The sequence below is a fragment of the Paractinoplanes ovalisporus genome (assembly GCF_016834655.1).
GTDB lineage: Bacteria > Actinomycetota > Actinomycetes > Mycobacteriales > Micromonosporaceae > Actinoplanes > Actinoplanes ovalisporus.
Genome location: NZ_JAENHP010000028.1, coordinates 1 through 24,257, shown reverse-complemented (window position 1 = coordinate 24,257; position 24,257 = coordinate 1). Strand labels below are relative to the sequence as shown.

Annotated in this window: 22 protein-coding genes and 1 pseudogene; 15 read left to right on the top strand and 8 right to left on the bottom strand. The window is 69.9% G+C overall.

Features of this window, described 5'->3' with window-relative positions; translation table 11 throughout:
* The first annotated feature begins 76 nt into the window (after nt 1-76).
* The 9 genes from JIG36_RS45220 to JIG36_RS54855 all read left to right on the top strand — a co-directional run bounded on the left by JIG36_RS45220 (nt 77) and on the right by JIG36_RS54855 (nt 9,429).
* Nucleotides 77-904 carry an aldo/keto reductase gene (locus tag JIG36_RS45220; RefSeq protein ID WP_203383083.1) on the top strand — a complete coding sequence of 276 codons (828 nt, stop codon included), beginning with the start codon at nt 77-79 and terminating at the stop codon, nt 902-904.
* 151 nt (nt 905-1,055) lie between these two features.
* Entirely contained in the window at nt 1,056-2,201 is a 1,146-nt protein-coding gene (locus JIG36_RS52880; RefSeq protein WP_236049615.1) for a LacI family DNA-binding transcriptional regulator, read from the top strand.
* A 5-nt stretch (nt 2,202-2,206) separates the two neighbouring features.
* Entirely contained in the window at nt 2,207-3,406 is a 1,200-nt protein-coding gene (locus JIG36_RS45210) for an extracellular solute-binding protein (RefSeq protein ID WP_203383082.1), read from the top strand.
* 37 nt (nt 3,407-3,443) lie between these two features.
* Entirely contained in the window at nt 3,444-4,490 is a 1,047-nt protein-coding gene (locus JIG36_RS45205; protein ID WP_203383081.1) for an ABC transporter ATP-binding protein, read from the top strand.
* A 43-nt stretch (nt 4,491-4,533) separates the two neighbouring features.
* Nucleotides 4,534-5,457 carry an ABC transporter permease gene (locus JIG36_RS45200; protein ID WP_203383080.1) on the top strand — a complete coding sequence of 308 codons (924 nt, stop codon included), beginning with the start codon at nt 4,534-4,536 and terminating at the stop codon, nt 5,455-5,457.
* Complete coding sequence (locus JIG36_RS45195) at nt 5,457-6,281, top strand: ABC transporter permease (protein ID WP_203383079.1); 825 nt, start codon at nt 5,457-5,459, stop codon at nt 6,279-6,281. The genes JIG36_RS45200 and JIG36_RS45195 overlap by 1 nt, the downstream gene beginning before the upstream one ends.
* A gap of 83 nt (nt 6,282-6,364) precedes the next feature.
* A complete protein-coding gene (locus JIG36_RS45190) occupies nt 6,365-7,858 on the top strand; it encodes a M1 family metallopeptidase (RefSeq protein ID WP_203383078.1) in 1,494 nt (497 codons plus the stop codon).
* 81 nt (nt 7,859-7,939) lie between these two features.
* On the top strand, nt 7,940-9,334 hold the full coding sequence (locus tag JIG36_RS45185) for an OFA family MFS transporter (RefSeq protein ID WP_236049614.1): 1,395 nt from the start codon (nt 7,940-7,942) through the stop codon (nt 9,332-9,334).
* A complete protein-coding gene (locus tag JIG36_RS54855) occupies nt 9,331-9,429 on the top strand; it encodes an MFS transporter small subunit (RefSeq protein ID WP_436655917.1) in 99 nt (32 codons plus the stop codon). Before JIG36_RS45185 ends, JIG36_RS54855 begins: the two co-directional genes overlap by 4 nt.
* Nucleotides 9,430-9,483: 54 nt before the next feature.
* On the opposite strand, the gene JIG36_RS45180 is transcribed toward JIG36_RS54855, so the two are convergent.
* Nucleotides 9,484-10,050: a TetR/AcrR family transcriptional regulator gene (locus tag JIG36_RS45180; protein WP_203383076.1), complete on the bottom strand. Its 567-nt coding sequence runs from the start codon at nt 10,048-10,050 to the stop codon at nt 9,484-9,486.
* A gap of 82 nt (nt 10,051-10,132) precedes the next feature.
* Between JIG36_RS45180 and JIG36_RS45175 the strand changes: the two genes are divergently transcribed.
* Nucleotides 10,133-11,116 carry an SDR family NAD(P)-dependent oxidoreductase gene (locus tag JIG36_RS45175; RefSeq protein WP_203383075.1) on the top strand — a complete coding sequence of 328 codons (984 nt, stop codon included), beginning with the start codon at nt 10,133-10,135 and terminating at the stop codon, nt 11,114-11,116.
* Here JIG36_RS45175 and JIG36_RS45170 read toward each other — a convergent pair.
* The 5 genes from JIG36_RS45170 to JIG36_RS45150 all read right to left on the bottom strand — a co-directional run bounded on the left by JIG36_RS45170 (nt 11,016) and on the right by JIG36_RS45150 (nt 17,829).
* A complete protein-coding gene (locus JIG36_RS45170; protein WP_203383074.1) occupies nt 11,016-11,555 on the bottom strand; it encodes a deaminase in 540 nt (179 codons plus the stop codon). The two genes, JIG36_RS45175 and JIG36_RS45170, sit on opposite strands and share 101 nt — an antisense overlap.
* Nucleotides 11,556-12,105: 550 nt before the next feature.
* Nucleotides 12,106-12,852, bottom strand: coding sequence for a sulfite exporter TauE/SafE family protein (locus JIG36_RS45165; RefSeq protein WP_203383073.1), 747 nt, complete (start codon nt 12,850-12,852; stop codon nt 12,106-12,108).
* Between the two features lie 76 nt (nt 12,853-12,928).
* Complete coding sequence (locus JIG36_RS45160) at nt 12,929-13,435, bottom strand: LURP-one-related/scramblase family protein (protein WP_203383072.1); 507 nt, start codon at nt 13,433-13,435, stop codon at nt 12,929-12,931.
* 321 nt (nt 13,436-13,756) lie between these two features.
* Nucleotides 13,757-16,531 (bottom strand): glycoside hydrolase family 2 protein, encoded by a 2,775-nt coding sequence (locus tag JIG36_RS45155; protein WP_307873171.1) that lies wholly within the window; start codon nt 16,529-16,531, stop codon nt 13,757-13,759.
* A complete protein-coding gene (locus JIG36_RS45150) occupies nt 16,528-17,829 on the bottom strand; it encodes an MFS transporter (protein ID WP_203383071.1) in 1,302 nt (433 codons plus the stop codon). Before JIG36_RS45150 ends, JIG36_RS45155 begins: the two co-directional genes overlap by 4 nt.
* 99 nt (nt 17,830-17,928) lie before the next feature.
* Here JIG36_RS45150 and JIG36_RS45145 point away from each other — a divergent pair, with 99 nt between their 5' ends.
* Both JIG36_RS45145 and JIG36_RS45140 read left to right on the top strand, forming a co-directional pair.
* Nucleotides 17,929-18,528, top strand: a complete 600-nt coding sequence (locus tag JIG36_RS45145; protein ID WP_203383070.1) for a TetR/AcrR family transcriptional regulator — start codon at nt 17,929-17,931, stop codon at nt 18,526-18,528.
* Between the two features lie 169 nt (nt 18,529-18,697).
* Complete coding sequence (locus JIG36_RS45140) at nt 18,698-19,276, top strand: hypothetical protein (RefSeq protein WP_203383069.1); 579 nt, start codon at nt 18,698-18,700, stop codon at nt 19,274-19,276.
* A gap of 228 nt (nt 19,277-19,504) precedes the next feature.
* Here the strand turns inward: JIG36_RS45140 and JIG36_RS45135 are convergent, their stop codons facing one another.
* On the bottom strand, nt 19,505-20,374 hold the full coding sequence (locus tag JIG36_RS45135) for an alpha/beta fold hydrolase (protein ID WP_203383068.1): 870 nt from the start codon (nt 20,372-20,374) through the stop codon (nt 19,505-19,507).
* Between the two features lie 118 nt (nt 20,375-20,492).
* Between JIG36_RS45135 and JIG36_RS45130 the strand changes: the two genes are divergently transcribed.
* Both JIG36_RS45130 and JIG36_RS45125 read left to right on the top strand, forming a co-directional pair.
* The gene (locus tag JIG36_RS45130; RefSeq protein ID WP_203383067.1) at nt 20,493-20,846 is read left to right on the top strand and encodes an ArsR/SmtB family transcription factor; all 354 of its coding nucleotides are present in this window, start codon (nt 20,493-20,495) and stop codon (nt 20,844-20,846) included.
* Nucleotides 20,839-21,486, top strand: a complete 648-nt coding sequence (locus JIG36_RS45125) for an SRPBCC family protein (RefSeq protein WP_203383066.1) — start codon at nt 20,839-20,841, stop codon at nt 21,484-21,486. The genes JIG36_RS45130 and JIG36_RS45125 overlap by 8 nt, the downstream gene beginning before the upstream one ends.
* Before the next feature lie 74 nt (nt 21,487-21,560).
* Here JIG36_RS45125 and JIG36_RS45120 read toward each other — a convergent pair whose 3' ends face one another.
* Nucleotides 21,561-23,375, bottom strand: a complete 1,815-nt coding sequence (locus tag JIG36_RS45120) for an AfsR/SARP family transcriptional regulator (RefSeq protein ID WP_203383065.1) — start codon at nt 23,373-23,375, stop codon at nt 21,561-21,563.
* A gap of 457 nt (nt 23,376-23,832) precedes the next feature.
* Here JIG36_RS45120 and JIG36_RS45115 point away from each other — a divergent pair.
* Nucleotides 23,833-24,257: pseudogene (locus JIG36_RS45115) on the top strand (transposase); the annotation flags it as partial.

Below are 24,257 nucleotides of genomic sequence, written 5' to 3'. Positions count from 1 at the left end.
AGCAGAATATTCCTGTCAAGGAATAAGTCGGGTGCGGAGATCGGGCGTAGGTTCGGCGGTGGAGAGGAGTCCGAAAATGAGCACGATCGATCTCGGCGGGGACCTGACGGTCAACCGCCTCGGCTACGGCGCCATGCGGATCACCGGGGACGGCATCTGGGGTGAACCCAAGAGCCGGGACGAAGCGAAGGCGGTGTTGCGCCGGGCGGTGGAGCTCGGCGTCAATTTCATCGACACGGCCGACTCGTACGGGCCGGATGTGAGCGAATCCCTGATCGCCGAGGCCCTGCATCCGTACGGGGAAGAGCTGGTGATCGCGACCAAGGGCGGCCTGACCCGCCCGGGCCCGGGACAGTGGGTGCCCGACGGCCGGCCCGAGCATCTGCGGTCGGCGCTGGAGGGCAGCCTGCGACGTCTGCGCCTCGAGCAGATCCCGCTCTACCAGTTCCACCGCATCGACCCGAAGGTCCCGCTCGAAGACTCGATCGGGGCGCTGGCCGAGCTGAAGAACGAGGGCAAGATCCGGCACCTCGGCGTGTCGAACTTCAACGAGTCGCAGCTGCGGGTGGCCCAGCGCCTCACGCCGATCGTGTCGTTGCAGAACCGCTACAACGTCGACGACCGCCAGTCGGAGTCGCTGGTCGACCTGTGCGAGCAGGAGCAGCTGGTGTTCCTGCCGTGGGCGCCGATCCAGAACCTCGACGGCAACCGGGCCGTGCAGGAGGCCGCGTCGAAGTACGGCGTGACGGCGCACCAGATCGTGCTGGCGTGGTTGCTGGCGCGGTCGCCGCAGATCCTGCCCATCCCGGGGACGGCTTCGGTCGCCCACCTGGAGGAGAACATCGCGGCCGCCTCCCTCGACCTGACCCCGGGCGAGGTGGCGGCGATCAGCGGTCTGACCTGACCAACCCCGGCGACGCCGCCCTGTCGCGACTGTCGCCGCAAGATCAACGCGGCCCGGCGATGAGCATGGATGTAAAGGTTTTCAGCGCCATTCGCAATGATCGTCGTCGATGCGTTGACCGGTAGGTGGGAGCGATCCCAGACTGGCCGGCATGGCGGTCACCATCAAGGACGTTGCCGACGCGGCCGGCGTCTCGGTGGCCACGGTGACCCGGGCGCTGTCGCAGCCGGACAAGGTGCGGCCGGCCACGCGGGAGCGGGTGCGGGCGGTGGCGTCCGACCTCGGCTACCACCCCAACCGGGCGGCCCGGGGGCTCATCACCGGGCGTACGGGGAACCTTGGTCTGATCGTCCCTGACCTGGCCAATCCGTTCTTCCCGGGCATCGTCAAGGGTGTGCAGGCCCGCGCGCACGAGGCCGACCACGCCGTCTTCCTCGCCGACACCGACGAGAACCCGGCGGCCGAGGCCGGCCTCGTGCGCAGGCTCGCCAAACAGGTCGACGGCGTGGTGCTGTGCTCGCCGCGCATGCCCGAGACCGAGCTGCGCGCGCTCGCCGCTGAGATCCCGATGGTGCTGGTCTACCGCCGCATCCCCGGCGCGCCGTCGGTCACGGCCGGGTTCCTCGACGGGATGCGCCAAGCGGTGAGCCACCTGGTCGCGTTGGGACACCGGCGGATCGCGTACGTGGCCGGCCCGCGCACGTCCTGGGCCAACCGCGAACGGGTCCGGTCGCTGCGTGGGGTCACCCGGAGCAGTGCTTTCTCGAGGAGCAGCGCGTCCGCGGGAATCGGCCGACCCATGAATGAGGGCGCCTTCCCGGGGATCGGCCGACCCACCAATGAGGGCACGTCCCCAAGGATCGGCCGACCCACGAGCGAGGGCGTGTCCGTGGACGTCGGAGTGTCCACGACCGGCGGTGCGAGAGACGAAGTCGCCGAGATCGAGCTGATCGAGATGGGCAGCGTCATGCCCCAGTTCGAGGGCGGGGTGGCCGCCGCCGACCGCATCCTGGCCACCCGTGCGACCGCGGTGATCGCCTACAACGACCTGGTCGCGCTCGGCCTGCTCCACCGTTTCGCGGCCCGCGGCATCGCCGTCCCCGAGGACATCAGCGTGCTGGGCTTCGACGACATCCCGCTCGGCGCGATGGTCCATCCGGCGCTGACCACCGTCGCCCTTCCCAAGGGGCCGGCCGGTCGAGCCGCCGTCGACCTGCTCCTGACGCCCCAGATGGTCAACCAGCAACTGCCCACCCAGCTGATCGTCCGGGCTTCCACCGGCCCGGCAGGAGGGTAACCGCCATGCCCAGAGCTCGCCTCGCCTCGTTGACCGCCGTCCTCGTTCTCGCTGCCTGCGGCGCGCCTGACGCGCCGAACGGCGGCGGTGCCACCGACGGGCCGGTGCCCGAGAAGCCCAGTGACGCCGTGACCATCAACATCCTGGACGTTGCCGGGAACCTCCAACTCACACAGGGGATGATCGACGACTTCGTCGCCCGCAACGGGGACCAGATCGGCAAGGTGACCTACTCCAAGGCCACCGCGCCCGAGCTGGTCGGCAAGATCAAGGCGCAGCAGGCCGCGGGGCGTGTCGACATCGACCTCGTGTTGACTGGTGTTGACGGGTTGGCCGCCGGAATCGACCAGGGGCTGTGGACAACTCTGTTGCCCACATATGCGTCCCGGCTGCCGGGCATGAACGACTACCAGCCGGGCGCGGCGGAGATGCAGAAGCTGGCCGGCGACTTCGGTGTCACGGTCACCTACTACCCGTCGGGGCCGCTGATCGAATATCTGCCGGACAGGGTGCCGAGCCCGCCCACCAGCGCCGAGGAGCTTCTCGCGTACGCGAAAGCCAACCCGGGCGCCGTCCAGTACGCCCGTCCCTCCAACTCGGGCCCGGGCCGCACCTTCCTCATGGGGCTGCCCTACCTGCTGGGCGACAAGGATCCCAAGGACCCGGTCAACGGCTGGTCCAAGACCTGGCAGTACCTGGCCGAGCTGAACAAGTACGTCACGCTCTACCCGTCGAGCACGTCCGAGACCATGAAGAACCTCGCGAACGGCTCGGCGAAGATCATCGCCACCACGACCGGCTGGGACATCAACCCGCGAGTACTCGGCACTGTCCCCAAAGAAGCGAAGGTCCAGACGCTCAAGGGATTCCACTGGGTCACCGACGCCCACTACGCCGTCATCCCGCGGGGTGTTCCCACCGGCAAGCAGGCCGCCATCCTCAACCTCTTGAAAGACATGTTGACGCCACAGCAACAGGCCAAGGCGTACGACCAGGGGTATTTCTATCCGGGCCCGGCGCTCAAGGACGTCACCCTGAGCATGGCGCCCGAGGAGAGCCAGAAGGCCCTCGCCGAGTACGGCCGTCCCGAGTACGACCAGCTCATCGCGGACAACCCCCTCGAAGTGCCGCTCGACGCCAAGTCGCTCGTGGCCGCCTTCGACAAGTGGGACCGCGACATCGGCGGCGCGAAGGTCAAGAAGTGAGGCGCCGCGAAAAGCGTTTGGCGCGAAAGGGAAAGCCGTGAGCGGGTTCTCCGAGCTGCGCCTGGACGGGGTGCGGCGGCGCTTCGGTGGGCGGGACGCGCTGGCCGGCCTGAGCCTGACGATCCGGCGCGGCGAGTTCATCGCCCTGCTCGGGCCGTCGGGCTGCGGCAAGTCGACCGCGCTGAACTGCCTGGCCGGCCTTCTCCCGCTGAGCGAGGGCAGCATCTGGCAGGACGAGACCCGCCTCGACACCGTGCCTCCCGAGCGGCGCGGCTTCGGCATGGTGTTCCAGAACTACGCGCTCTTTCCCCACCTTTCCGTACGCCGCAACGTCTCCTTCGGCCTGCAGATGCGCCGCCTGCCCCGCGACGAGGTGCGGCGCCGCACCGACGAGGCGATCTCCCTCGTACGCCTGGAGGACCACGCCGCCAAGCTGCCCGGCCAGCTCTCCGGCGGCCAGCAGCAACGGGTCGCCATCGCCCGGGCCGTCGTGCTCGAACCGGCGCTGGTGCTCATGGACGAGCCGCTGTCGAACCTGGACGCCAAGCTCCGCTTGGAGATGCGCACCGAGATCCGCCGGCTGCACCAGTCCCTCGGCCTCACCACCGTCTACGTCACCCACGACCAGGAGGAGGCGCTGTCGCTGGCCGACCGGCTGGTCGTGCTGCGCGACGGCCGGGTCGAGCAGATCGGGACACCCCAGGAACTCCACAACCGCCCGGCCAACCGGCATGTCGCCGACTTCATGGGCTACCGCAACCTGCTGCCCATGCGGGTGAAGGCTGTGCACGGCGCCACCGTGACTGTGGACGGCGCCGGCGTGTCGCTCGACGGCACCGCCATCGGCCCGGTCGGCGCCGGGGACGAGGTGGTCGCGGCGATCCGCCCCGAGGACCTGCGCGCCGGCCCGCACGGGGTGCCGGTGACGGTCGAGGTCGTCGAGTACCAGGGACGGGAGTTCGCGGTCGAAGCCCGTACGGGGGAAGGGGTTGCCCTGCATCTCCGCGCCCTCGAACGCCCCGCGCCGGGGGAGAGGATCACCGTCACCGCCGCCCCCTCACGAGTGCTGGTGTTCCCGACATGAGCGGGAAGCGTGCTCCCCAGATGAGCGGGAAGGTGTTCCCGGCATGAGCGCGACCGACACGAACCAACGCGCGCCGAAGACCAACACGAGCGCCAGGACCGCATGGCGCCACCGCCTGGCCGAGCGCGGCATGGACCGTCAACTCCTGCTGCTGATACCAGGACTGGCTTGCGTGCTCGCCCTCTTCGTCTACCCCTTCGCGTACGGGATAGGTCTGTCCTTCCAACCCGCACAGGGCGGCGTGTTCGGGGCCTACCGCGAGTTCTTCACCGACGCCTACCAGCGCGACACCATCGCCACCACGCTCGGGCTGGCCCTGCCGGCGGCGATCCTCAACGTGGCCGCCTCGGTCCCCATCGCCTATCGGATGCGCGGCCGGTTCCGCGGCAAGCGGCTTCTCACCACGATCCTGGTCGTGCCGATCACCCTGGGCACCGTGCTCACCGCCGAGGGCCTGCTCAACTATCTCGGCCCGGCCGGCTGGTTCAACCGCGCCCTGATGGCGACCGGCCTCACCGGCGAACCCGTCCGGCTGACCAACAACTACTGGGGTGTCTTCTTCTCGCTGGTCATCACCGGGTTCCCGTTCGCCTTCCTGCTGATCCTGTCGTACCTGTCCGGCATCGACCCGACCCTGGAACGGGCCGCCGCCACCCTCGGGGCCGGCCGCGGGCAACGGTTCCGCCGGATCACGTTGCCGCTGCTCGCCCCGGGGCTGGCCACCACGTTCTGCCTCACCTTCGTGCTGGCGTTCAGCGTCTTCCCGTCCGCGGTGCTCGTCGGCGACCCGGCCGGAACCACGCGCGTGGTCTCGATCGCCGCCTACCACGCCGCGTACGAGGCCTACGACTATCCGCTCGGCAGCGCCATCGCCGTGGTCATGGGCGTGGTCGAGCTGGTCGTGGTCGCGGTGGTGCTCGGCCTGCGATCCCTGCTCTACACCGGCGCGACGGGAGGCAAGGGCTGATGAGACCCCGTACGGTCGGCGCCTGGCTCGTCTGGGGTGCCGTGACCTTCTTCCTGGTCCATCTGGCCGGTGTGATCGGCTCGGTGCTGGTCAACTCGTTCGGCCGCCGCTGGTTCGACACTTGGCTGCCGCAGGGCTGGACGACCCAGTGGTACGCGTCCGCGTGGACCGAGTTCGGGCTGCTCGACGTGCTGGTGGTGACGCTCGAGGTCGCGCTGCTCGTGGTGGCGATCTCGGTGCTGGTCGGCGTCCCCGCCTCGTACGTGCTCGCCCGCCGTTCCTTCCCCGGCCGCCGCCTGGTCTATCTGCTGTTCCTGCTCCCGATCCTCATGCCACCCATCACGTACGGGATTCCGCTGGCCACGGTCCTGTACAAGTACGGCTTCGCCGGTCATCTGGCCGGGGTGGTGCTGGCCAACCTGGTGCCGTCGATCCCGTTCGTCATCCTCACCATGACCCCGTTCATCGAGCAGATCGACCAGTCCGTCGAACGCGCCGCCCGCATGTGCGGCGCCCGCACGTGGCAGATCTTCGTCCGGATCCTGGCGCCCCTGCTCGTACCCGGAATCCTCGCCGCCTCGATCCTGGTGCTGGTCCGCACGGTCGGCATGTTCGAGCTGACCTTCCTCACCGCCGGTCCGGATTCGCAGACTCTGGTGGTCGCCCTCTACTACTCGATGTCGGCCGCCGGCATCCGGGCCCAGCAGTCGGTCGACGCGATGGCCGTGCTCTACACGTCCTCGATGCTGGTCCTGCTCGTGATCGCACTCAGGTTCGTCAACCCGACCCAGCTCGTCGCGCGTGTCAAGGAGGAACCGGACTGAGTCGATTGTCTTCCAAGCAGGCCCCATGATCGACCAATGTCGATAGCTTCGAGGAGGTGCTCAACTACGGAAGGAAGTGCATCGTGCGCAGATTCTTGACCACGGTGACCGTCGCCGCGCTGACCCTCGCCGCGACCGGAGTCGCCGCTCAGGCCGCACCCGCGCCCGGCGGACCGGGGTTAGGCGACAAGTACTACCCCGACTACGGCAACAGCGGGTACGACGTCTCCCACTACGACATACGCCTGCGCTACACGCCCGCCACCGACCGGCTGACCGGCACCACCACGATCCTGGCCACCGCCACGCAGGATCTCAGCCGGTTCAACCTGGACTTCGTGCTCGACGTGTCCTCGGTGCTCGTCAACAACCGCCCGGCCACGTACGCCCGTCAGGGTGACCACGAGCTGGTCGTGACGCCCGCCCGCACGGTCGCCAACGGCGGCGCGATGACGGTCGTGGTGCAGTACTCGGGCGTGCCGTCCACGAAGGTCGCCGCCGGATACACCGCCTGGGTCCGTACGCCGGACGGGGCGATGGCCGTGGGCGAACCCGAGATCGCGTGGTGGTGGTACCCCAGCAACGACCACCCGCTCGACAAGGCCACCTTCGACGTGTCGGTCTCCGTGCCCGACGGCGTCGAGGCCATCAGCAACGGCAGCATGCCACGTCCCCCCGTGCGGGAAACGCTGAACTACACCCGCTGGAGCTGGCGCTCGCTGAAACCGCAGGCGACCTATCTGACGTTCCTGACCGTCGGCCAGTACGACGTCACCCAGGACACCACCGCCGACGGCCAGCTCGTCTACAACGCCTACTCGCAGCGGCTCACCCAGCCCCTGCGCGAGGCCGCCCAGGCCAGCGTCGAGCGTACGGCCGAGATCACCGACTGGGAGAGCACGGTGTTCGGCCCGTGGCCGTTCGAGGCGCGCGGCGGCATCGTCGCCCCGCCCGGCACGCTCACGTTCGCGCTCGAGAACCAGACCCGCCCCAACTACTCGTCCGGCTTCTTCACGCGCGGCTCCAACACCTCGGTGGTCGTCCACGAGAACGCCCACCAGTGGTTCGGCGACTCGGTGTCGGTGGCCGAGTGGCAGCACATCTGGCTCAACGAGGGCTTCGCCAGTTACGCCGAGTGGCTGTGGTCGGAGAAGAACGGCGAGGGCACGGCCCAGGAGATCTTCGACTACCTGTACGCCACCTACCCCGCCAACGCCCTCGTCTGGACCACCAAGCCGGCCGACCCCGGCGTGGCCCAGCTGTTCGGCGACGCCGTCTACGACCGGGGCGCGATGACCCTGCACCAGCTGCGCCTGGCCGTCGGTGACGACGACTTCTTCGAGATCCTGCGGACGTGGGTGGCCGACCACCGCTACGGCAACGCCACCACCAAGGAGTTCACCGACCTGGCCGAGAAGATCTCGGGCAAGGACCTGGATGCCCTGTTCCAGGCGTGGCTCTACACCCCGTCCCGCCCGGTCGTGGCCAACGCCGCGGCCCTGCGCGCGGCCAAGCCCGCCGCCCCGAAGTCGTGGGCCCAGATCAGCCGCACGCACGCCCTGCTGCACCGCTCCTGACAGCTCCACCGGTTGCCGCCCTGCCCGTTTGGGACGACTATGAAGATCGATCTGTCCCGAACGGGTAGGGAGGCGCTCCCTTTGTCTCTTCTCACCAGGCTCGACCGCTCACACTCGGTGGCGCCGCCCGGCTTCAGCCGCTGGCTGATCCCGCCCGCTGCTCTGTCGGTGCACCTGTGCATCGGCCAGGTCTATGCGACCAGTGTCTACAAGAACTCCTTCGTCGCCCATTTTGAAACGTCACAGACGGCGATCGGCATCATCTTCAGCATCGCCATCGTGATGCTGGGACTGTCGGCCGCCGTCGGTGGCACCTGGGTCGAGAAGAACGGCCCCCGCAAGGCCATGTTCGTCTCGGCCAGCTTCTGGGCGGCCGGCTTCCTGGTCGGCGCGCTCGGCATCGCCACCAAGCAGCTGTGGCTGGTCTATCTCGGCTACGGCGTGATCGGCGGCATCGGCCTCGGCATCGGCTACATCTCGCCGGTGTCGACCCTGATCAAGTGGTTCCCCGACCGGCCCGGCCTCGCCACCGGCCTGGCCATCATGGGCTTCGGCGGCGGCGCGCTGATCGCCAGCCCGCTCTCCCGCCAGCTGCTGTCGTTCTACGACGACGGCTACGACCCCAACGTGGCCACCTCGGTCGCCAACGGGGGAGCGCTGGTCGGGTTGTTCCTGACCCTCGGCATCGCCTACTTCGTGATCATGATGTTCGGGGTCGCGAACATCCGGGTGCCCGCCGACAACTGGCGGCCGGAGGGCTGGGACCCGGCCTCGGTCAAGGAGAAGCCGCTGGTCACCACGGCCAACGTCTCGGCCGCGAACGCGATCCGGACCCGGTCGTTCTGGCTGCTGTGGGTCGTGCTGTTCTGCAACGTGACGGCCGGCATCGGCATCCTCGAGCAGGCCAGCCCGATGATCCAGGACTTCTTCCGCGACAACGGCGTCTCCAGCGTCAGCGTCGCCGCCGCGGGCGGTTTCGTCGGTGTGCTGTCGCTGTTCAACATGGCCGGCCGGTTCGCCTGGTCGTCGACCTCGGACGTGATCGGCCGCAAGCCCATCTACATGGTCTACCTGGGCGTCGGCATGATCCTCTACCTGCTGCTGGCGATCGTCGGTGACGCGGCGACGGCCCTGTTCGTGATCCTGGCCGGCATCATCCTGTCGTTCTACGGCGGCGGTTTCGCCACGATCCCGGCCTACCTGCGCGACCTGTTCGGCACGTTCCAGGTCGGTGCGATCCACGGCCGCCTGCTGACCGCCTGGTCGGCCGCCGGTGTGGCCGGGCCGCTGATCATCAACGGCTTCCTCGACGCCCAGGGCAAACCCGGCACCCTGACGTCGTCGGCCTACCAGCCGGCCCTGTTCACCATGGTCGGCGTCCTGGCCGTCGGCTTCATCGCCAACCTGCTGGTCCGCCCGGTCCCCTCGCAATACCACGAGCAGGCCGCGTCCGTGGAGAAGGAGGCCGCCGCATGAGCGCTCGCCTTGTGCTGTCCTGGCTCCTGGTGGCCGTGCTGCTGGGCTACGGCATCATCCAGACCGTGATCACCGCGGCCAAGCTCTTCGAATAGGCCGCCCGTCATCTTCGAACAGACCGCTCGTCATCTTTTTGAACAGACCGCCCGTCAGCGGCTCAGCCCGTTGACGAACAGCGTCAGCAGCCGCCTCGCCCGGTCGCCCGTGTCGTCGGGCGGGGTGGTGCTGAGCAACGCGAGAATGCCGACCGTGGCGTCCATCGGGTCCACGCCGGCCCGCAGGCTGTGATCCGCCGCGCCCGCGTCGAGAAAGACCTTCACCGTCGCCGCGATGCGGTGCGTGGCGGCCGCCGTCGTGCTCGTGCCGGACTGCCACGCCGAGCGCAGCGTGTCCATCATTCCGCGGGTCGCCAGCATGAACGCCGCATAGTCGCTCACCCACGTCTGCAGAGCCACGGCGCCGGTGGCCCCGCGCGTGCGCTCGACCACGCTCGCCGTCAGGTCGGCGAGCTTGCTCTCGTAGACCGCCGCGGCCAGGTCCTCCCGCGTCGGAAAGTGCCGGTAAAGCGTCGCGACCCCGACTCCGGCGGTGCGCGCCACCTCGTTCATCGACAGGGTCTCACCGGCCGCGTCGGCGCGTGCGAACGCCTCACGGGCCACATTGACGATCAGATCGCGGTTGCGCCGACGGTCGGCGCGCTCGGGACGGCTGGACAAACGGAACGCGCTCCCTTTATCGTCGCGACTTCAAACGGATCGCATTCCGTTTCCGCTATGCTACAGCAGGGACGAGCTGACCATGCAAGACAGGACCGTCATCATCACCGGTGGCAACACCGGTCTCGGCTACCAGGCCGCGAGAAACCTCGCTGCGGACTTTCACGTTGTGCTGGCGTGCCGGAGCGCATCGAGGGGAGCGGCCGCCGCCGAGGCGCTGAAAAACGAGACCGGCAACCCGAACGTACGGGTGATGACCCTCGACCTGGCCGCGCTTGACTCGGTACGCGTGTTCCACGACGAGTTCACCCGCGCCGGACTCCCGCCGCTGCATGCCATCGTGTGCAACGCCGGTATCAGCGCGGCCGGGATGCCCGGCGTGACCCGCACCGCCGACGACCTCGAACCCATCTTCGCCGTCAATCACCTCGGCCACTTCCTGCTCACGAACCTGCTGCTGGACCACATGAAGTCGGGCCGGATCGTCTTCGTCACCAGCGACCTGCACAACCCGCCGCCGTTCTTCCCGGCCCGGGTGACCTACCGCGACGCGGCCACGATCGCCCAAGGCCGCTCCGGAATGCCCCAGTACTGCCTCTCGAAGCTGTGCAACCTGTACTGCACGTACGAGATGGCCCGCCGCCTCACCGAGGCCGGCCGTCCGATCACCGTCAACGCGTTCAACCCGGGCGCCATGTCCGACACCGGCTTCTCGCGCCCCACCGGCAACGTCCTCACCCGCAGCGCCGTCCGGCTGATCGGCGGCGTGATGGGCGCCCTCATCGGCAAGCAGAGCACGGCCGCCACGTCCGGTGTCGCGCTCGCCGCCCTGGTCACCGACCCGCGGTTCGCCACGGTGTCCGGCCGCTACTTCGACCGCGGCGAGGAGACGAAGTCGTCACCCCTGTCCTACAACCGGGCCAACGCCCGCGACCTCTGGCAGCACAGCCTGACCCTGACCGGCCTCACGGCTTCGGCGACCCCTCCGGCGCTCCCTTCGGCGACCCCTCCGGCCCTCCCTCCGGCGCTCCTTCCGGCGACCCCTCCGGCGCTCCCTCCGGCATGATCGGAGGGAGCAGGTGCGCGTTCGCGGCGCGGGCCGACTGGGCGTACTCCGGCATCTCCACGACCTCGACGCCCGCGGCGGTCAGCAGGGCCACGCCCTCGCACGTCACGAAGATGTCGGGCTCGTGCCAGGCGATCACCACCCGCGGGATCCGCGCCGCGAGGATCAGGCTCGTGCACGTGGCGTCGGGCCGGCTCGCACGCTTCGAACACGGCTCCAGGCTGCTGTAGAGTGTCGCGCCGGTCAGGTCTTCGCCGCCGGCTCGCAGCAGCGCCGACTCCTCGGCGTGGACCAGCGGGTCGGTGTCGCGCGACCACCCACACGCGATCTCACGCCCGTCGGCCCCCACGATCACCGCCCCGACCGCGAACGCCGTGGACGACCGTGGCGACCGACCGGCCAGCGCCACCGCGCGGCTCATCCAGCGGTCGTCATCCATGCTTCTCCAGTCGGCGTGCTTCCTGGGCAACGAGCCAAAACCATAAACCTTCCAAGCTCCCGTACGCGGAAGCCCCTCCCACAACCACACCGGTGCGCTCCCGGCCGCTGCGGCTACTCAGCTGCAACAAACGGCCGTCGCCGGCCGGCGGGATGTTGCCGGTGGCCGGGCACGACGCCTTCCACCACGGCACCGCGCGCCTTCCACCCCCGGCTCCGCGCGTGCCACCCCGGGCGCCGCGCCCCTTCCACTCCGGCTCCGCGCCTTCCACTCCGGCTCCGCGCCTTCCACTCCGGCTCCGCGCCTTCCACTCCGGCTCCGCGCCTTCCACTCCGGCTCCGCGCCTTCCACTCCGGCTCCGCGCTTGCCACCCCGGCACCGCGCGCCTTCTTCGCGACCCTCGGAGCGGCCGTAGCGCCACGACATCGCTTGGTTGACGGTGACATGCTTCCGCCCGCCCGCTGGCCTCCCGTGATTAACGCCCGCGCGTCAGCCTTACGTGATGAACGCCCACATGCTGGCTTCACGTGCTTCCGCCCGCGCGCCGGCCTCACGTGATGAACAGGATGACCGCTACGGCGAGGGCGAAGACCACGATGGTCCAGCGCAGCACCTCGGACGGCAGGCGGCGCGCGATGCGGGCCCCGACCACGCCCCCGACGATGGTGGCGGGGGCCAGCACCGCTACGACCGCCCAGTTCACCGGGCCGAAGATGCTGTACGTGAGCACCGTGGTCGCGCCGACCACGGCCGAGAAGACGTTCTTGAGGGCGCTGATCCGCCGCAACGGCTCGTCGAGCACCAGGGCCAGCGCGGCGATCAGCAGCAGGCCCATGGCGGCGTTGAAGTAACCGCCGTACAGGCCGCACAGAAACACCGCGACCTGCACATACAGCGTGGACCCGCCGCCCCCGCGGTGCCCGGCCAGGGCCTTCAACCGGTTCTGGAAGGCCATCATCGCGGCCGCCAGCAGCAGCAGGAACGGCACCACGACGTCGAACACCGAGCGCGGCGTGAACAACAGCAGCGAACTGCCGCACAGGGTGCCGACGACGATGGTGGGCACGATCGACCAGATGCGGCGGCCCTGCCCGGTCAGGTCGGGGCGGCTGGCGACGGCGCTGGCCGCGTACCCGGGGGCCACCGACAGCGCATTGCTCACGTTGGCCGCCACGCCCGGCAACCCCAGGCCGACCAGCAGCGGGAACGTGATCAGCGACCCGCCGCCGGCGATGGCGTTGACCGTGCCCGCCACCAGACCGCCGCCGAGCAGGGCGAACACCTGCCAGAGCTCCATAGCCGATCATGGTAGGTGCGGCCCCCGACCGGCGGCGGATCGACCACCGCTGGCGGACCGCACCGTGAGGCCGGTCTCAGTCGTCCTCGTCCTTCTCGTCCTTCTTCTTGTCCCGCTCCAGGGCCAGGTCGAGGGCGAGCACGGCCCCGATGATGAGCAGCGGCTCGACACCGGCCGCGACCTGCACCGCGTACGTGTCCCGGATCGTCAGCCACTTCTTGGAGACGCTCGCGACCTCCTCGCCGCCGCGTTCGATCACGTACTCGTGGTCGAGCAGGTCACCCTTCATCTCCAGGTCGTCGGGCCCGGGGACGTCGATGGTGAACTTCTCACGGAACGGCGTGAACAGCTTCTTGCGCACCTCGGCCGCTTTCTCGCCGCCGATCCGGATCTCGTAGGTGGGCCGCAGCGAAACCAGGTGGCGGTGCAGCGTGGCGACCTCCTGCCCCGACGGATCCTCGATGACCACCTTGTCGCGGACGCTGAGCACCTTGCCGTCGACGTGGAACACCTTGGTGCCGTGTTCGTCCATCACGTCGAAGTCGTCACCGATGGAGAAGAACCGCTCCCTGATCACATACATGAGCCGATTCTCGCGCGGCCACCCCGGCCGCGCAGGACGGGGGTTGCTCGCGCCGAGCAGGGTCGGTTGTTCGTGGCGAGCAGGGTTGGTTGTTCGTGGCGAGCAGGGTTGGTTGTTCGTGGCGCGCAGGGTTGGTTGTTCGTGGCGCGCAGGTGGGATGTTCGTGGCGCGCAGGGTTGGTTGCTCGTGGCGCGCACGTGGAATGTTCGCGCCGCGCGGCGCGCCCCCAGCGGAACCAGCCGGGCCGGCGCCGAGGCGGCATCGTCGAGCGCTTCCGCACTCGGCGCCGGCAGCAGTCCCGCTTCGGGGACGGAACAGGCACTAGCTTCCGTACGTCTCCACGACGATCGTGGCCGGGTCGAAGTTCTCGGGCAGGCCGTCGACCGTCACCACCACCTCGTCGCCTGGGCGCAGGTCGAGGTAGTTGTCGCTGTAGCGCGCGCCCGGCACACCCGCGGACACCCGTGCCTGGTAGGTGAGCGACGTCGCGTGCACGGTGACCGAAGCCGTGGTGGCGCCGGTGCGCGAAACCGTCCACTTAGGCGCCTCGCCGGTCAGCTGGAGGTCGCGGACCTCGCCCCCGAACACGCGGTTGGGCGGGAACGTGTTGTCGTGGCTGCGCACCCAGGCCCACGCGCCGGTGCGCAGACGCTCGGACCTCGCCCAGACCCGCTTCGACTCGCCTGGTTCCAGCTCGACCGGCACCTCGCGCGAGCCGAGGACCACGCCCGCGGCGTCGGTGAGGTCGAGGACGGCTGTGGTCCGTACGGGGGAAGGGGTGCTGTTGCTGACCCACAACTCCAGCCCGCCCGCCGTCTCGGCGAACGAGGCCACGACCGGCGCGTAGGCGCGGCGCAGCGCGTACCAGCTCGACTTGGGCACCAGATCGTGGTCGACCATCGACCAGCTGAACCCGGGCCACACGTCGTTGAACTGCCAGACCAGCGTGCCGCTGCAGTGCGGCTGGCGGCGACGGTAGTGCTCGACGCCGAACTTGAGGCCCTCGGCCTGGGCCGCCATCGTGAAGTCGACGTATTCGCGCATGGTCGTGGGCAGCCCGGTGACGATCTCCAGGACCGCGTCGCCCTTGTTCTTGGGGTGGTCCTTGTTGTGGGCGTCGAACGACTCGCTGTGGATGGACAGGTGGCCGGCCGGGATCCACCGTTGCAGGGTCTCGAGCGCGGGGGAGGCGTGGATGCCGAACTCGCTGATGAACTTGCCCAGGTCGTTGGCGTACCGCCGGTGGTGCCGGGCCTGGCCGGGCTCGTCGTAGGGGCCGCCGCCGGCGCCGAAGTCGAAGCCGTGCCACACCTCCCACGCGTGCCGGTCGCCGTCGCGGACGCCGTTGACCGCCATCCAACCCTCGAACTCGTCCTCACCCCACGGGCTTCCCGGCCAGTACGGCACGGCGCCGTCCAGCCGTTCGACGGTCTCGGGCAGGATCTGGTGGAAGAAGTCGTAGCCCCAGTTGCCCGGCTCGTAGCCCTGGTAGGCGAAGCCGTGGATCAGCTGGACCTCGTTGTTGCCGCTCCACACGGCCAGGCTGGCCCGGTTGCGCAGCCGCGTGACCTGATATTCGGCCTCGAGTGTCACCTCGCGCCGCAGCACCGGGTCGTCGCTCGGATAGTCGATGCACGCGAACGCGAAGTCCTGCCAGACAAGCACCCCCAGTTCGTCGGTGAGCGAATAGAACGCGTCCTGCTCATAGATGCCGCCGCCCCAGATGCGCAGCATGTTCATGTTGCCGTCGCGGGCGAGCGTGATGAGTGAGCGATAGCGCTCGTCGCTGACCGAACCGAGGAGCATGTCGGCGGGCAGCCAGGCCGCGCCGCGGGCGAAGATCGGCACCCCGTTGAGCAGGAACCGGAAGAGGCGGCCGCCCTCGGGGTCGGGGGAGCGGTCGATTTCGATCGTACGGAGGCCGACCCGGTCCTCGAGCCGGTCGAGCACTGCGCCGTCCGGGCCGAGCAGTTCGATCGTCACGTCGTAGAGCGAGGGCGTGCCGAGGTCGTGCGTCCACCACAGCTCGGCCTGCTCGACCGTGAGCGAAGTCGGCGTGCCGACGGGAAACGAAAAGATGTGCGCAACTCCGGACGGTGACGTGAGCGTCAAACGCGCATCGAGCGCGACGCCAGGGCTGTCCGTGCCGGCGTTGACTGTGTCCGTTTCGAGTGTGGCTGGTTCGTCCGTGCCGGCGTTGACTGTGTCCGTTTCGAGTGTGGCTGGTTCGTCCGTGCCGGCGTTGACCGTGTCCGTTTCGAGCCCGGCTGGTTCGTCCGTGCCGGCGTTGACCGTGTCCGTTTCGAGCCCGGCCGATTTGTCCGTGCCGACGTTGACCGTGTCCGTTTCGAGCCCGGCTGGTTCGTCCGTCCCGGCGCCGGACGCGTCCGTCTCGACCAGAACCGTGAGCGAAGCGGTCGTCCCGGTGAGCGAGTCTGTCCGGATGTGATGCCCGATGATGGACGCGCTCGATCGAACGCGCAGTTCGACCGGCCGCCACAGCCCGACCGAGGGCACACGCGGCCCGAAGTCCCAGCCCCAGGAGAACGTCGCCTTGCGCCGCAGCGTGGCCAGTGGCAGCGCGTCCGACAGGCCGCTCTCGCCGGTGTCGGCGTCCGAGATGGCCGCGAACACCGCACCCAGCCGCTCGTTCATCGCGACCGCTGACTCCGGCGGGGTCAGCCCCGCCAGCGGCGGCCGGAAGCGGACGAGCAGTTCGTTGTCCGCGGCGAGCGTCACGTCGGCCTCGAACGGGCGGAACATGTTCTCGTGGTGTCCGAGGTGCACACCGTTCAGCCATACATCGGCCACCGTGTCGAGGCCGTGGAAGACGAGCAATGTCCGGCCCTCGACACCCGCGAACGACGTACGGAACCACCAGTCGCGCTCCTCGATCCAGCGGACCGACTCCTCGTTCCGGTCGTAGTACGGGTTGTCGATGCGGCCCGCGGCGAGTAGCGATTCGTGCACGCCGCCGGGCACGACCGCCGGAATCCACTGCGCGTTTGTGAGCGATTCCGGGCCGCTGCCGGTTAACGCCTCCGTCAGCTCGAATCCGGTCAGGAAGGTCGTGCGGCCCTCTGCGGGAGACGTCATGCCAAGGTCCTTTCATCGGACGCCGTCTTGTGGACGAGGTCGTGGCGGGTGATGGGGGCGGTACGGCCGTTCTCGTCGTTCTCCTGGCCGATCTCGGGAACGCGCAGCACCGAGGCGGCGCCGAGCAGGCCGAGCACGGCCAGGAAACCGAACAGCGCGGAGTAGCCGCCGATCGCGAGCAGCAGCGGCGCCACGAACGGCACGACCGACTGCGGCAGCGAATTGGCGATGTTGATGATCGCCAGGTCCTTGCCGGCGTCCTCGGTGCTGGGCAGGACGCGTACGCACATCGCGAGGTCGATCGCGAAGAACGCGCCGGTGCCGATCCCGAGCAGGCCGGTGGCGAGGTAGACGACCGTGAGCGACGGCGCGAACGCCATCATGACCAGCGCGGCCGCCGCGATGACACCGGCGAACACGATGAACGGCTTCTGCCGGCGGACGGCGTCGGACAGGTAACCGGCGGCCACGCTGGTGACGGCCAGCAGGACGACCGAGATGAGCGACAGCTGCAGAACCGTGGCGCCGACCTCGTCCTCACTGACGTCGAAACGTTGCAGCAGGAAGAACGCGTTGTACGAACTGCTCGCGTACGCGCAAGTGATCAGGAAACGAACCAGCCAGGCCCAGCCGAACGCGGGGTGGCGCCGGGGATTGATCCAGAAAGTGCGCAGAAACGAACCGCCGGACTGCGCGACCGTGCGCGAAGCCGGCGTATCGCGCAACAACACGACAGCGACGACACCGGCGATCGCGGCCACCACGGCCACGGCCGTCCACTGGAGCGACGAGCCGGCGTCGAAGCTGTTCGCGAGGGCGAGCCCGCTCAGCGGCCCGAGCGCGATCGTCAGCCCGACCAGGCCGGAGACACCGCCACGGCGCTCGGCGGGCACCTGGTCGGCCACGAGCGCGTTCGTGGCGGCGTACTGGAAATTGAACAGCGCCTGGACGAAACACCAGAGCACGACGACCTGCCACACGGCGGTCGCGGCGCCCAGAGCCACGAGAGCCGCCGCGCCCGCGAGCGCGCCGGTGAGGATCCACGTGTGACGGCGGCCGAAAAGCCAGACGGTGCGGTCGCTGATCCGGCCCGCGATCGGGTTGAACACGAGCGCGACCAGCGCGCCGAAGCCGGTGACGACGCCGAAAGCGCTGGTCGCGTCGTCGCCGGCGATGTCGGTGAGGCGGAGGGTGAGCAGAAGCTGCACGGGCGTGAGCAGGGCGACGTAAAAACCGACCTGGGAGACCAGCAGGGCGGGTATCAGGCGGCCCAGAGACGTACGAGGGGCGACGGTCATCAGGCACTTCCTTCGTGCGGAGCGTTAACGGGACCGTAACCCAAGTTGGTAGTAACTACCAGAAGCAAAGACGCTTTCGTTTTCCGGTACGATGTTCGAGTGGGACTTCGCGAACAAAACGCCCGTCGTACGAGGTCAGCGATCGCCGACGTGGCTCTGCGGCTCTTCGAGGAGCACGGCTACGACGAGACGACGATGGAACAGATCGCGGCGGCGGCCGACGTCGGCACGTCGACGCTCTACCGGTACTTCCCGACCAAGGACAGCACGCTGCTCGACCACCCGTTCCTCGACGCCCGCACGGTCGCCGAGCTGCTGGCTGAGCGCCCGTCCGGCGAGCCGATCGAGGAGGCGCTGGGGCACGCGCTGGCGGCGCATCTGGCCGCGCTCGACCAGGACATCGAAGACATCGCCCGCGTACGGCTTCAGATCGACCACAATCCCGCCGTGCGGGCCCGGGTCTGGGACATCTGGGCCCGGCAGGAAGCGTTGCTGGAACAAGCGATCGCCGACCGGGCCGACGCTCCGGCCGACCCGCTGGCCGTGCAGGTGACCGCCCACATCACGCAGACGATCATCCAGATGGCCCTCGACCAGGCCCGCTCGACCGTGACTCCCGAGGCCTTGTCGGTGCACGCCGACCGGGTCGTGTCGCTGCTCAACGCGGGCGTCCTGCTGCCCCGGATGCCGGCGGCGTAGCCGTTCTCCGGGCGGGGTTGCCGGTCTCCCAGGCGTTTCCGGGCGGGGTTGTCGGTGGCGAGGGCTGGCCGTGGGCGTCCTCCGGGGCGGGGATGCTCGTGGGGTGAGCGGGCCACCGTGGATCGATGGTCTGCGATAGTGTGCCGGGCTCCGGGGGATGGGGAGTCCGATGAAACTGTTGCGGTCCAAGGGTTTCTGGGTCGGTGCGGTCGCCGTCGCGCTGCTGGTCGTGGTCGCCCTGACCGCGTCCGGACGCGACTACGTCAGCTATCACCCCGAGCTGATCGACCCCATGCGGGGCGCGCCGCTGGGTGACTACGGCGGGGCCGGCGCCGACTACTGGTTCGGGGTCGAACCGCTGACCGGCCGCGACCTGTTCGCCCGGCTCGGGCTGAGCCTGCAGTACTCGCTCGGCCTGGCCGTGGTCGCGGCCGCCGTCGAGGTGCTGGTCGGTCTGCTGATCGCCGTGGCGGCCCGGCGCGGACGGTGGCGGGGGCTGGGCGCGCCCGCCCTCATGTACTTCGCGCTGCTCGTGCCGCTCAACCTGATCGTCGAGGTCGCCCTCTCGTACACGGGAATGCGGCTGCGCACGCCGCCCGAGCCGGCCTGGGGCGAGATGCTGGCCGACGCGGCCCTCTGGTTCCGCCACGACCCGGCCTACCTGCTGTTCCCCGGTCTGCTGCTGGTCGTGACGGTGTTCGCGTTCCTGCTCGTCGCCGACGCCGTGCGGCGCAAACTCGTGCGCTGACCTGTCGTGCGTCGCCGGCTCGCGCGCCGGATCGCTGAAGTCCGGCGCGCGCCGGGACGCGGAAGGGGCGCGCGCTGGGATGCGGAAGGGGCGCGCGCTGGGATGCGGAAGGGGTGCGCGCCGGGATGCGGAAGGGGTGCGCGCCGGGACGCGGAAAGGGGCGCGCGCCGGGACGCGGAAAGGGGCGCGCGCCGGGACGCGGAAGGGGCGCGCGCCGGGACGCGGAACTCAGGCGCGGGTCGTGTTGGTCACGATCGCGTCGATGATCTGGGGCCACAACACCTGGGGCAGGTCGTGTCCCATGCCCGGGATGACCAGCAGCTCGGCGCCCGGGACGGCGGCCGCGGTGGCCCGCCCGCCGCTCACGTTGATCAGCGGGTCGGCCTCGCCGTGGATGACCACCGTCGGGGCCTCGACCGAGCGCAGCGCCGCCGTGCGGTCGGGTGAGGCGATGATCGCCGCGTACTGCCGCTGGGTTCCCCGGGGCCGGAAGCTGCGGTCGAACTTGGCGGCCGCGCGCTGCTGCAGCCATTCCTCCGAGGCGGGGTAGGCGGGGGAGCCGATGACCCGCGACGACGCGATGGCGCCGGCCAGGATCTCCTCACGCGTGCTGGCGGGCGGACGCATCAGGGCTGCCATGGCTTCGGGGGTCGGGTGTCCCACCGTACGGTCGCCGGTCGTCGACATGATCGAGCAGAGCGAGGCCACCAGGCCCGGATGGTCGACGGTGAGCTGCTGGGCGATCATGCCGCCCATCGAGGCGCCCACCACGTGCGCGCGGGTGATGCCGAGCTCCTTGAGCAGCCCGGCGGCGTCGGCCGCCATGTCGGCCAGCAGGTAGGGCACGGTGGCCGGGTCGCCACCCATGATCGCGGCCAGGTCGGGCGCGCCGAGCTCGTCGAGGGCGGTGGACAGCCCGGCGTCGCGGTTGTCGAACAGCACCACGTGGAATCCGCGGTCGGCCAGGGCCGCACAGAAGTCGGCCGGCCAGTCGACCAGCTGCGCGCCCAGCCCCATGACCAGCAGCAGAGCCGGGTCGTCGGGGTTCCCCACCGTCTCGTAGCGCACATCGATCCCGTTGGCCCGTACGTCCGGCACGTGACGCCCCTTTCCTCGCACTCCGGGACAGCATGCCGCACTCCGGTGAACACGTCATCGGCGGAACCACCGGTATCAGCCCTAGCTTATATAAGAGCCAACTGATACCGTACGGCTCGTGCACGCGTTCGATGTTCTCGGAGATCCCGTCCGGCGACGGATCCTGGAGCTGCTCGCCACGGGGGAGCAGAGCTCCGGCGCCCTCACCGACGTGATCCGGGCCGAGTTCGGGATCTCCCAGCCGGCCGTCTCGCAGCACCTGAAGGTGTTGCGCGACAACGGGTTCGCGACCGTGCGCCCGCAGGGGGCCCGGCGGCTCTATGCGGTGGACGACACCGCGCTGCGCGAGGCCGACGCCTGGCTCGCGCAATTTCGGCGCTTCTGGGCTCCTCACCTGGCCGCCATGGCCACCGAGGTGGCTCGGGGCAAACGACAGCGACGACTCGCAGACGAGGGAAAGACTCATGATTGACGTCGACACTCAGATCAGCCAGGTGCGCCGCGTGCTGGGCAGCCGCACCCTCGAGGCGGGCGAGGCCCGTGTCTCGGTGATCAGCCAGGTCTACGACACCGACATCGACGACCTGTGGGACGTGGTCACCAGTCCTGAGCGCATCGCGCGCTGGTTCCTGCCGATCGAGGGCGAGCTCAAGGAGGGCGGCCACTACCAGTTGACCGGCAATGCCAGCGGCACGATCACCAGGTGCGACAAGCCGCGTTCGTACGCGGCCACGTGGGAATACGCCGACCAGGTGAGCTGGATCGAGGTGCGCCTGACCCCCGACGGCGACGGCACCCGGTTCGAGCTCGAACACGTCGCCCACGTGGCCGACGAGTGGTGGGACCAGTTCGGCCCCGGCGCGACCGGCGTGGGCTGGGACCTGGCCCTGCTCGGCCTGCACGGCCACCTGTCCGACCCGGAGTCGGGGATCGACCCGGTAGCCATGGCGACCTGGCACGAGACGCCCGAGGGCAAGTCGTTCCTGCGGCAGTCGAGCGACCTGTGGGCCGAGGCGTCGATCGCCGCGGGCACCGACGCGACCGCGGCCCGGGAGGCGGGCGAGCGCACGTACGCGTTCTACACCGGCACCGGCCCGGGCGCCGAAGGCTAGCGCCGATCTGGGCCGCGCTTCGCTCCAGGGCGTCAGAGGTAGTCGTCGACTGGGCCGCGCCTCGCTTCAGGGCGTCAGAGGTAGTCGTCGACCGGGCCGGCGGTGAGGAATCCGCTGCCGGCCCCGGCGATCTGGCCCGCCGCCGGCTTCAAGGCCGCTCGCGCGCGTTCCAGCGCCGGGCGGTCGTCCAAGGCCTCGGCCGCGCGCGCGTTGAGGCACCACAGGGCTTCCGAGAGCAGGTCGGCCGGCGGGTCCGGGGTGTCGTGCAGGGCAGCCCGGGCCCCGGCGGTGTCTCCCTCGGCCAGCAGCACATGCGGGCGCGCCCACGGTTCGTACGGGCCGTAGCCTTCGCTCGTCGTGCCGAGGCACAACAGGGCCAGCGGCAGCAGTCCATCCTGGAGGCCCGGCATGCCGGCGCCGTCGAGCAGGGCGGCCGCCTCGCGACAGGCCGCCTCCGAGGGGTCGCGCATCGCCCGGAACCACCCGGTGAAAACGGCCACCAGCGGCAGTTCGTGGTGCGCGGCCAGGCGATCGGCGGCCTCCGCGTGTTCGGCGGCGCCGACCGGATCGGCCAGGGCCGCGCGTGCCTGCATCCGGATCAGACGACCCAGGACCTCGTACGTGGTCAGGCCGTGCCGCCCCGCAAGCGTGACCAGCTCGGCACCGATCGCGTCGCGTTCCGGGGCCAGGCCGCAGCGGTGGCAGCTCTGCATGAACAGACCGTTCAGCGCGAACGCGAGCAGCCCCGGGTCGTCCAGCCCACGGGCGATCGTCACGGCCTGTTCGGCGCATTCCCGCGCGTACGCCTCCCCGCCGCCCCGCGATTCGAGAGCGATCGTGGCCAGCAGCCGCGCCCGGGCCGCCCCCGTACGTCCCGGCAACGCCCGCCGTGCCGCCGCCACGATCTGCGCCGCCTGCTCCGGGTCGTCCGAGCGGGGCCAGATCGCCGGAACGTCGTACGAGCCGATGACCCGCGCCGTCAACTCCGGGTCACCCAGCTCCTCGGCCGCGTTGATGGCGGCCAAGCGGTGCTTGCGGACCGCCTCCAGCCCGCCGCCACCTGTCACGGCCAGGTTGCGCAGCAGGCCCACGGTCGAGTCGAGCCGGGCCCGCGCGCCCGCCGCGACGATCCGGTCGTAGTCCGCGGCCGCCGACGCCCACACGTTCTCGGGTCTCAGATAGCCGGCCCCGCGCAGGATGTCGGCCTCAAGGGCGGCCAGCCCCGGCCCCGGGTCGAGGCCGAGCCCGGTGACGAGCTGGTCGCGGGCGCGGCGGAGCACGGCGAGCGCGTCGCCCTGCCGGTCGTCGCGGTAGAGGGCGAGGGCCAGCAGCCGCCACGCCTCCTCGCGCCAAGGATGCTCGGTGACGTGCGCGTCCAGGGCGGCGATCGCCTCGGCCGTACGCCCGCCGCCCAGGTGCTGCTCGGCGAGCGTTTCGACGGTCTTCAGGCGCAGCTCGGTCAGGCCGGCCCGCTCGGCGTGGGCCCACGGCTCACCGGCGAAGTCCGCGTACGCCGGCCCGCGCCACAGGCTCAGGGCCTCGGCCGGCCGGGCCGTCATGAGCTGTTCGAAACGCCACGAGTCGACCTCGCCGGCGCGCAACGCGTAGCCCGGCCCTTCGGTGATGAGCAGTCGCGGCGGCGTGCGGGGCGCCCGTTCCGGTTCGAGCGCCCGGCGCAGCGCCGCGACGAACGTCCGCACGGCCGCCACCGCCCCCTCGGGCGGCGCCACCCAGAGGTCGTCGACCAGATGCCCGACCGGCACCACGCGCCCCCGAGCCACGATCAGCCGCGCCAGCACCGCGCGGTGGCGGGGCCCTTTGAGCGCGATGGCGGCGCCCGAGTCGTCCCAGGCGGCAACCGCCCCCAGCACCCCGAACCCGACCGTCACCGAGCAACGGTAACGCTCGCCGCTCGCTCATTCGCGCACCCACCCGCCAGTCTGTTCGCCGGCCAACGCGCGCCCGCCTGCTCGTGGGCGCGCCGCCTCGCGCACGTGCGTCCTCGCGCGCCAGCGGTGCTGACCCGTTGTTCATTCGCGCGTTGCAGTCGTGCGCGAGTGTGTTCGCGGTTCAGTGGTCGCCTGCCGGTTGGGTTCGTTTGCTCGTCGCCTGCGGCGCGTCGGTCGGTTGTTCGCGTACGCGTGCGTGTCGTTCGCGTGTGTCTGCGCGCTGGCGGTGCCTGCCGGTTGTTCGGTTGCGCGTTGCGTGCGGCGGGTCGCGTACGTGAGTGTTCGCGCGCCGGCAGTGCCCGCCGGTTGTTCGTTTGCGCGTACGCGTGCGTGTCGTGCGCCTGTATTGAACCGCCCCGGGTTTGATATCGGCCCGATCTCTTGGAGGATCGAGTTCATGTCACGCCCTTCGCCGTACCCCGCGGAACTTCGTGAGCGAGCGGTGCGGATGGTCGCCGAGGTGCGGCCGAGTTACGCCTCGGAGTACGCCGCGATCGTCGCGGTCGCCCAGAAACTCGGTATCGGCACTGCCGAGACGCTGCGCAAATGGGTTCGCCAGGACCAGGTCGACACCGGCGGACGTGCCGGGACCAGCACGGATGAGGCGGCCGAGTTGAAACGGCTGCGGCAGGAAAACGCCGAACTACGCCGGGCGAACGAGATCCTGAAATCGGCGTCGGCTTTCTTCGCGGCCGAGCTCGACCGGCCACCGCGACGCTCGTGAAATACATCGACGAGCACAAGCACGAGTTCGGCGTCGAGCCGATCTGCCGGACCCTGACCTCGTCCGGGTGGCCGATCGCGTCCAGCACGTATCGGGCC

Bases quoted from the DNA above. Each gene is read 5' to 3' on its own strand.
- JIG36_RS45140 (WP_203383069.1), top strand. From the start codon at position 18,698: ATGAAACTGTTGCGGTCCAAGGGTTTCTGGGTCGGTGCGGTCGCCGTC.
- JIG36_RS45165 (WP_203383073.1), bottom strand. From the start codon at position 12,852: ATGGAGCTCTGGCAGGTGTTCGCCCTGCTCGGCGGCGGTCTGGTGGCG.
- JIG36_RS52880 (WP_236049615.1), top strand. From the start codon at position 1,056: ATGGCGGTCACCATCAAGGACGTTGCCGACGCGGCCGGCGTCTCGGTG.
- JIG36_RS45155 (WP_307873171.1), bottom strand. From the start codon at position 16,531: ATGACGTCTCCCGCAGAGGGCCGCACGACCTTCCTGACCGGATTCGAG.
- JIG36_RS45195 (WP_203383079.1), top strand. From the start codon at position 5,457: ATGAGACCCCGTACGGTCGGCGCCTGGCTCGTCTGGGGTGCCGTGACC.
- JIG36_RS45170 (WP_203383074.1), bottom strand. From the start codon at position 11,555: ATGGATGACGACCGCTGGATGAGCCGCGCGGTGGCGCTGGCCGGTCGG.
- JIG36_RS45175 (WP_203383075.1), top strand. From the start codon at position 10,133: ATGCAAGACAGGACCGTCATCATCACCGGTGGCAACACCGGTCTCGGC.
- JIG36_RS45125 (WP_203383066.1), top strand. From the start codon at position 20,839: ATGATTGACGTCGACACTCAGATCAGCCAGGTGCGCCGCGTGCTGGGC.
- JIG36_RS45150 (WP_203383071.1), bottom strand. From the start codon at position 17,829: ATGACCGTCGCCCCTCGTACGTCTCTGGGCCGCCTGATACCCGCCCTG.
- JIG36_RS45220 (WP_203383083.1), top strand. From the start codon at position 77: ATGAGCACGATCGATCTCGGCGGGGACCTGACGGTCAACCGCCTCGGC.
- JIG36_RS45210 (WP_203383082.1), top strand. From the start codon at position 2,207: ATGCCCAGAGCTCGCCTCGCCTCGTTGACCGCCGTCCTCGTTCTCGCT.
- JIG36_RS45160 (WP_203383072.1), bottom strand. From the start codon at position 13,435: ATGTATGTGATCAGGGAGCGGTTCTTCTCCATCGGTGACGACTTCGAC.
- JIG36_RS45200 (WP_203383080.1), top strand. From the start codon at position 4,534: ATGAGCGCGACCGACACGAACCAACGCGCGCCGAAGACCAACACGAGC.
- JIG36_RS54855 (WP_436655917.1), top strand. From the start codon at position 9,331: ATGAGCGCTCGCCTTGTGCTGTCCTGGCTCCTGGTGGCCGTGCTGCTG.